Below are 1,988 nucleotides of genomic sequence, written 5' to 3' on the forward strand. Positions count from 1 at the left end.
ATACTATGCCTCATACACTATTTTAGTTCTAACAACACCATAAAAATGAAAATATATTTTATTTAAAGCATAAAAAAGAGAAGCGTTTCACGCCTCTCCGTTTTTCCTTTATTAATATGACACAAGAATGACCCTTATTATCAAGGAACTAACATATCATGCAATTGGCAGTTCCCTCACTGCTACTTGTTTTTACACTGTAAAAACAAGATCAACTTCATCAACTGATGAAGTCTGTCCAAAGTCAGGAGTTTATAGCCCCCAAACATTTGAGTTGATAGACTAATTAGCAGGATTTCAAAAATATAATCAAATATCTGCTGCAATCGTTGTTTCCATCATTTCTTTTACCTTTTTGGGATCTGTTGTTTTTCCTAGCACCCACATTAATTTCGGCACGATTGCTTCTGTGTTCATATTTTTAGAGCGTACTACACGATCATGGTCAATTTTCCGACCAACTTCATATATACCCATGTCTTCTCCTTCTTCTAGACATTGAGTCGTAATGACAATCGAAACACCGTGCTCTGTTAATTCAATTAATTTCGCTAAAATGTTGCGTACTTGAAAAGGAACACCACCACTTCCATAGCTTTCCACAACCACTCCTTTATACAAACCTTTTAGGCAGTCAAAAAATTCTGGTTTTATCCCAGGATGTAATTTCACAACCGCCACATCTGTACAAAGTGACGTATCTAATTGAATGTGTTTCTTTTTAGGGATTTGAATGGATTTATTATATTCAATATGGTCATCATATATCGATGCTACATACGGATAATTAATACTTTCAAAGGCATCATAGCTTTTCGTTCTAAGTTTAATCGCTCTTGTCCCTTGAATGACTTTGCCGTCAAATACAATATATACCCCACCTATTTCTTCACAAGCAAAACGAATGGCATCTGAAATGTTTCGCTTTGCATCTGTTTTACTATACGAAATAGGGATTTGCGAACCTGTAATCACAATCGGTTTTGATGCATTTTGTAACATATAAGAAAGTGCAGCTGAGGTGTAAGCCATTGTATCGGTGCCATGCGTAATAATGAAGCCATCGTACTGACTGTAGTGTTCGTAAATAACATTCGCCAAGTCTATCCAAAACTCTGGTTGCATGTTGGTGCTATCAATGTTCATTAACTCCCTCGTATCAATACGGCAACGTACATTTAATTCAGGTATGTAACTTAATAAATCATCAGCATTCAGTTCTGGCGCAAGTCCGTTTTCTCCTTCAAGTGAAGCTACTGTTCCACCAGTCGTAATCATCATTAATTTTTTCAATGATAATGACTCCCCTATCAATATGTTTTTCAAAGAAAGTATTCATTTCGCATTCATTATTCAATTCGCGTACTTTCCATATTATTATAGTAACAAAAATATAATAATTCAAGATGAAAATATTCTATTTTTGTACACTCCATCCAATTTTTGAAACAACAGAATGTTTTTTTCTGAATCTTAGCTGAGTTATTTTACAAATAATGAATTTTTTCCATTTAGATCTTCATTACAACTTTGATGTTTAAGCCTAATACCATTAATGTATTTATATATTTTTTTTTCTAAATGTTTTTATATACGTGATTCATTAATTTTAATATCTTTAAATGGGACAATTGATTTTATCCCATCTTGGAAAATATAACGCCTAACCAGAATAAAAAACATACAGTATTCTTAAAGCTATCACGCAAAAAAAGCGATCCATCAATCTAAGAATCGCATTTGTTCTATTTAGCTATTTTTAATTCAACTAAACGGACCCTTTAGTTTCTAAAGAAAAAACCGCCTTAAAGTCAGTTCTGATTTCATACTATTAAAAAAAGTTTTCCATAACAGAGGCATACTCTTTGTAATGCCATGCTCCCAGAGGATCATGGTTTTAGAACGACTTTTATACAATCATCCTCACGATTATTAACATTTTGTGTGTGTCATTTCCCTTGGGTCAAATTTTCTTAATGGTTTAGGAT

General features: G+C 33.2%; 1 protein-coding gene. It reads right to left on the minus strand.

The features are described from left to right. Positions 1 to 309 precede the first annotated feature (309 nt). Entirely contained in the window at positions 310 to 1,293 is a 984-nt protein-coding gene (locus ACFVSH_RS26040; protein WP_387708684.1) for an asparaginase, read from the minus strand. Positions 1,294 to 1,988: the final 695 nt, after the last annotated feature.

The sequence above is a fragment of the Peribacillus sp. NPDC058002 genome, from assembly GCF_042886655.1.
GTDB classification, from domain to species: domain Bacteria; phylum Bacillota; class Bacilli; order Bacillales; family DSM-1321; genus Peribacillus; species Peribacillus aracenensis.